This window comes from Chitinophaga sancti (genome assembly GCF_034087045.1).
In the GTDB taxonomy this organism is placed as follows: Bacteria; Bacteroidota; Bacteroidia; order Chitinophagales; family Chitinophagaceae; genus Chitinophaga; species Chitinophaga sancti_B.
The window spans coordinates 4,884,462-4,890,533 of the sequence record NZ_CP139247.1 but is presented as its reverse complement, the minus strand read 5'-3'; the positions used below and the strand labels follow the sequence as shown (position 1 = coordinate 4,890,533).

General features: G+C 42.3%; 6 protein-coding genes. 2 read left to right on the top strand and 4 right to left on the bottom strand.

Annotated elements, in window-relative coordinates; genetic code table 11:
- Positions 1-746 precede the first annotated feature (746 nt).
- Together SIO70_RS20000 and SIO70_RS19995 are read right to left on the bottom strand one after the other, a co-directional pair.
- Entirely contained in the window at positions 747-1,037 is a 291-nt protein-coding gene (locus SIO70_RS20000) for a hypothetical protein (protein WP_320573669.1), read from the bottom strand.
- Positions 1,038-1,072: 35 nt separating this feature from the next.
- Positions 1,073-1,450, bottom strand: coding sequence for a hypothetical protein (locus tag SIO70_RS19995; RefSeq protein ID WP_320573667.1), 378 nt, complete (start codon positions 1,448-1,450; stop codon positions 1,073-1,075).
- Between the two features lie 225 nt (positions 1,451-1,675).
- Between SIO70_RS19995 and SIO70_RS19990 the strand changes: the two genes are divergently transcribed.
- The gene (locus SIO70_RS19990) at positions 1,676-2,332 is read left to right on the top strand and encodes an NAD-dependent epimerase/dehydratase family protein (protein ID WP_320573665.1); all 657 of its coding nucleotides are present in this window, start codon (positions 1,676-1,678) and stop codon (positions 2,330-2,332) included.
- Positions 2,333-2,467: 135 nt separating this feature from the next.
- Here SIO70_RS19990 and SIO70_RS19985 read toward each other — a convergent pair whose 3' ends face one another.
- On the bottom strand, positions 2,468-3,433 hold the full coding sequence (locus SIO70_RS19985; protein WP_320573663.1) for an acyltransferase domain-containing protein: 966 nt from the start codon (positions 3,431-3,433) through the stop codon (positions 2,468-2,470).
- Positions 3,434-3,611: 178 nt separating this feature from the next.
- Positions 3,612-4,313: an SMUG2 DNA glycosylase family protein gene (locus SIO70_RS19980; protein WP_320573661.1), complete on the bottom strand. Its 702-nt coding sequence runs from the start codon at positions 4,311-4,313 to the stop codon at positions 3,612-3,614.
- A 233-nt stretch (positions 4,314-4,546) separates the two neighbouring features.
- On the opposite strand from SIO70_RS19980, the gene SIO70_RS19975 reads away from it, so the two are divergent.
- Positions 4,547-5,941: an MDR family MFS transporter gene (locus SIO70_RS19975; protein ID WP_320573659.1), complete on the top strand. Its 1,395-nt coding sequence runs from the start codon at positions 4,547-4,549 to the stop codon at positions 5,939-5,941.
- The last annotated feature ends 131 nt before the right edge of the window (positions 5,942-6,072 follow it).

The window sequence follows — 6,072 nt, the reverse complement described above, 5'->3', positions numbered from 1 at the left end:
ATAAATGCTGAAAAATTAAATGCTAACGGTTTGAAAAAAGCATTAAAAAATGTAAAGAGGGACTAGGGCCAGGAAATATTACATAGTTATAATCACCTGGAGCCTATCCTTTTATCTAGGCCAAAGATCCCCCCTGATCTGTCCAGATCCGGGGCATATTTTGACATTTTATGATTACTACATATGTAGCATCTTGCGAAGACTAGTGTGCAATTAAATTACTTGTAAGGTTTTCATCAGTTAACTGGGTTGTTGATTAGAGGAATGAATATTAATGGATAAAAAAGGCATCTTGCTTTTGCTCGGCCTGACGGCCGAGCAAAAAGTAATTACCATGTGAGGCATAATTACTTAAACAGGGTGAATGAGTTTATACAACTATTTGAAAATAATTGGGGGTTCCTGCCTAAAACGTCAATGCATAAAGCTTAAATTAGAAATAAAAAGAACAATTGAAGAGATAATTATCAACAAATAATAGTTGCAATTTTAATCATTAGACATTAGGGACAAAAAATCAGGGATAATTTTCGATATATTAAGTGAGTTGGGGTAGATTCTAAAATTCGATGAACTTATGTTCTTTTGCCCTTTGAAAATTGGATGAGCTCTTAACAGCAGTTAGTCTTTTAATTTGGATTAAGGCGATACATGGTAAAATAGTTCAAATAGAAAATTATATGTAAGGAAAGAGTTGGGTCGTTTCCGGCCCAACCGTTTAATTATGAGCTTAATGTAGCTTATTCTTACAATCTGGCATATACCCGCACGATGGGTCTTGGTCTTACGACTACGACTCTCGCTGGCGGTGGTGGTGGTGGCGGCACTGGTCTAACCACAACGACTCTCGCTGGCGGTGGCGGTGGTGGCACTGGTCTAACCACAACGACTCTCACCTGCGGTGGTGGAGGCACTGGTCTTGCTACTACGACAACCCTGTGAATGGGTCTGACTACTACTACCTGTGCCTTAGCACCAATTCCTGCCAGTGTGCTGAGGCATAAACTAACAATGGAACAAATGAAGATTTTATTCATAAAATCAGGTTTATTTTTTTTTGAAGAACGTCATTTTAGCTTTTACTATTCTTATACTTCTCTTTCATCTCTTCCCTCCTCTCCTTCTTAAACTCCTGAAACTTCTTATACTGCTCATCTGTCAATATTGGCTTCAGCGCCGCATTCCTCTCCTGATCAGCCGCTTTCAGTTTCTGTAGTTTTGCCAGTTTGCCGCCGCCTTCCTGCTTAATACCACCCAGTTTTGTTAAAAACTGCTCATTGATATCATACACCTTTTTATACTGGTCATCATTCAGGGTAAGCTCCACCTGCATGGTATCTGTAATCGCTTTAGCCGCCTGATCTTTCCTGCTAACATCCTGTGCGAATGTGCTTTGACAAAGTCCAAAAAACAGGGCAAATAAGGCAATTAATCCAATTTTGTTTTTCATGGTTTTAGATTTAGAGCAAATAGACAGAAATTTAGGTAATCGGTTCCTGATTTCCTGGGTGAAGCGGACAAATTGAACGGTGAAGTATCGTACATTTAGAAACCTTACTAAAAGAAGGAATAATTAATGAATAAGCGAAGGATGATTAATGCAGGGCGGCACTTTCAAGTAGCGAGGTATAAACAAACTGGTAGCATATCATACTATAATAGTAAAACAGTCATTATGAAAGTAATCGTCACCGGTACGACCGGAATGGTAGGCGAAGGGGTACTGGAAGAATGCCTCCGCAACCCGCTGGTCACTGAAGTCGTATCCTTTGCCAGAAAGCCCTTTGGCAAATCACATCCGAAGCTGAAAGAAGTCATCCATGGTGACTTTTTTAATATTCATCCGGTAGCTGAAGAGTTGAAAGGGTATGATGCCTGTTTCTTTTGTCTGGGGGTAACTTCGCTTGGGAAAGGAGAGGAAGAATATACGAGAGCGACCTATACGCTCACCATGCATGTTGCGGAGGTGCTGAGTGGGCAAAATCCGGCCATGACATTTTGTTATGTATCTGGTGGTGGTACGGATAGTACGGAAAAAGGCCGGTTAATGTGGGCACGGGTGAAGGGGAAGACAGAAAATGATTTGATGAAATTGCCTTTCAGGCAGGTGTTTGCATTTCGCCCTGGTTTTTTAAGGGCGGATAAGGGAGCAAGGCATGTGCTGAAAGGATATAAATATGTGGATTGGATTTATCCGATAGGTAGAATGTTATTAAAGAATGGGTTTTGTACGCTGGCGGAGCTGGGCAAAGCGATGATTGCAATAACAGAAAAGGGGTATTTTAAGAAAACAATTGAAGTCAGAGATATTGTGGCGCTGGCGGAGGCGTAAAAGAAAGTGGGTGGAATTTCTTTGTAAAAGCAATGCAGGGAGGATTTCTTTTCCCAAAAGAATATAGATCGGATTTCATTTAACAAAGAAGTTCATCATACTTACTTTAAAGCACCCGGTTTTATCTCATCAATTTCAATGCGAATACGCCTGCCTTTTTTGCAACAATGCCTGCAGATGTTTAATCTCCTGTCCGAACGGACTCATGATCACCTGTTTCACAGAAGAAGAAGTGGGAGACAGTGCTTTTGTCAGCAGGTTATTGCAACTACCTGACGGACTACAATCAATATAAAAGCAAGGCCCGGCGTTTTCCAGTCTTTCAATAGCAGCGCTAAAGGCAATCGGCTCGCGTACCACATCCCAGAAGTACTCTGCACCTACCTGGTACACAGGAGCAGATTGAATACCTGAAATAAAAGTAGCTTCCGGCGCGCCATAGCGCAATTGCTGCATAATGCGGATGAACGGAGCCCTGGCAGGTTCCATCAGCGGACTGTGAAATGGAAAGCGCACTGGTAACTGGCTGTAAGATAACTCATGGCTGTCCAGCCAGAGGCGTACTGCCAGCAAAGTACGGTCATCGGCAGATAGCGTAAAATGTCCCTTATGGTCTACAGCGGCCAGTGTGGTGTTTTCATACAACAGCGGTTCCTGTTCGTAAATGGCAGGATCTGCTAAAATGGATATCAATCCACCTTTGTTACACAACCGTTCAATAATCCGCGCCTGGTCGATCATAGCTGTAAGCATTTCGGCTGGCGAAACCATGCCGCTCACAGCAGCAGCCACCATCTCCCCTACGCTGCTACCCAGTACATAATCAGGTTTTACCAGTAGCTCTTCCTGCAATAACCGGGCGAGCGCGTATTGGACCATAAAAAGAGCGGGGTTAGTATACCGGATGTCATCGAAAATCCCTTCTGGATTGAAACGCCTGCCGTAAAGATACTCCACTACCGAAGTACCGGTGTGATTGCGGACCTCCTTGTCCAAATGCAGGATGGTATTTCTAAAAAATACGTTGCTGTGGTATAACATCGCGCCCATATTATAATATTGGCTACCATGGCCGGCGAACATGAATACAAAGTCAGGCATAGTGGGGTTAGTTTTTGGGTCAAACAATAATACTTTAAGGTATAGGTTTTATTGGGAAAAAGCAAATCGAAGTTTTATTTCAAAAAGCCTATTTAAACTTCGGGAAAAGTGCTTTTTAGCGACAAGAAGATGGCCTGCGGCCAGTTAATGCAGGTACACAATATATTTCTGCCTTCGGTTAGTGAGCATTTTCTTCAAAGCGTTCCAGGTACTTATCAATAAATTCCTGTTTCCTTTTCGCCCTATACTGCATTACAAACCGTGGATGCTCCAAGGGGACTATTTTCTTAAAGAACCCTTCTTTCTCATTTAATTTGATTAAAAACTGGCTATTCTTTCCCGTTCCTAAACAATAACACACATTTCTATCCACGCCAAATTCCAATTGTTTCTTAATATTCTCTACCATAAAAGGATACACCGCCTTTGTCAGTTCCACACTGTCATAGTAGTTATAATTGATTTCTGTTCCATCCTCTTTTACGGCCGTAAATCCCAAAGGGGATACGGAGGCAAAATAGAAATCATGATAAAATTGCTCCGGCCCACCATATGCAGCAATTACATCATAAATGAACACAGATGAGGGTTCGTGTGTTTGTATACCGGAAATGGATATACCGCAAACCGACTGCAACCGTTTCGTATCTGTAAATGGAATGCCTGTAGATCCGGAGCCTAAGCGACCTGGGTTAATGCCCATAATAATCTGCCTGGGGTGTTGGTCTCCATAAAACCGGTGGTAAAATTGTTTCATGATATCCATGACCTGCGGCTGTTCACGAAATGGATTCATAATACGGATGCCCTTGGGTAGCTTACCGGTATATTGTAAGTGGGTATTAAAATCGATGACGTGATCGGCGAAAGTCTTTTTCATGATACGAAAATAAGCAATAAGCGGAAGTTGGTATAAAAATCGATGATGGAGTATGTGGTCGTTCTTTTTATGAACCGAAAAGAGCTAACACCTGTAAATTGTCAGGGAAATCGATCACCTGATCTGTGAAGTGCCTTATCATAAAACGAAAAAATTCAATACCTGTCAATGAGTATTAAACCGTCTACCGGCCCATTTTCGCAAAAAGAAAATAATTAATAATTTAGTTGTACATGAAGCAACGTTTTGGGATTCTGTTCCCCCTGATACTGGGCACCTTTATGGCGGGAATAGACAGTAGTATAGTGAATGTTTCCCTCCCCACAATGAGCACACAATTTGGGGTTGGGCTGGATGCAATTGAATGGGTGATCGTAGCCTACATGCTGGGGTTCTGTGTGTTTATGCCCCTCACCAGCTGGCTCAAAGAACAGATCGGTTTTTATGCATTGTACCTGATCAGTTTGTCCATCTTCACCTTCGGCTCCTTATTATGTGCGATCTCCAACAGTCTGCCGGAACTAATCGCGGCCAGGGCGATACAGTCATTCGGCGGCGGTGCAATTACGCCTACTGCCATGGCTATATTGACCTTGGTCTTTCCTGCAGAAGAAAGAGGTAAAGTCATGGGCTGGTGGTCGCTGGGTAGTATTGCCGGACCGGCCATAGGACCAACTTTAGGAGGAACATTGACCAACCTTTACGGCTGGCCCTCGATATTTTATATCAACTTGCCGATTGGAATTTTGACCATCGGTATCGCAGCATATAGTTTACGGTTCTTAAAGACGAATGTTCGCCAGCCTGCGCGATTTGATGCCAGTGGGTTCGGTGTTTTTACTGTCTTTATAGTGTTGTTCCAGTATGCTATCGCTGTGCTGCCGGATAAAGGGTTTACATCGCTGGGGGTATGGATACCTTTTATTGTCAGTATTATCGCAATTGTTGTATTTATCCGGCGTAGTTTGCCGAATCCGCAGGCGCTCTTCAACCTGCATATTTTCAGGCATAGGATCTATACTTATTGTATCTTAATTACCAGCGTACGATCGGTTGCTATTTATGGTGGTTTATTTCTCATGCCCTTTTTATTTCAGGGACAATTGGGATTTTCTGAAATTGCATCAGGGTTATTAATTTTACCTTTCTCAGCGGTGATGGCACTGGTCACACCTATTGCAGGATCGCTGTATGATAAAACTGGACCAAGAAGATTGATAGTAACAGGGCTTTTATTAGTTGCTATATCTATGATACAGCTTTCGCAATTAAATACGCCTGCTTTATTTCCTATCATTGCTGCCATGGTGGTGAGAGGGCTTGGTATTGGTTTGCTCGTTTCGACTATTACCTCCGCTGCTATGAGTGCGGTTCTTCCGGAAGAAGTCACGCAGGCATCTTCTATGTTTTCGTTATTACAGCAATTAAGTGGTACTATTGGTATTGCATTTAGTGGGTTGCTACAGCAATACATTATGCGCTATTATACAGATGGAAAAGGATATACGGAAGTTGTGGCGCATCATTATGGCATACAGGATACGTTCTTTATTGCAGCTGTATTGGTAGTGGTGACCGTGCCAATTGCTATGAAGTTACCACATTTTGTGAAACGGCCGGTTAAGTAAATCAATTTCTCAGCTGGCAAATTCGAACAGGTAGAGAAGAGTTATAAATCACATCCTCGCACATTCTCATAGAGGAATTTTATAAATTACATCCTCGCACATTCTCATAGAAGAATTTCATAAATCACATA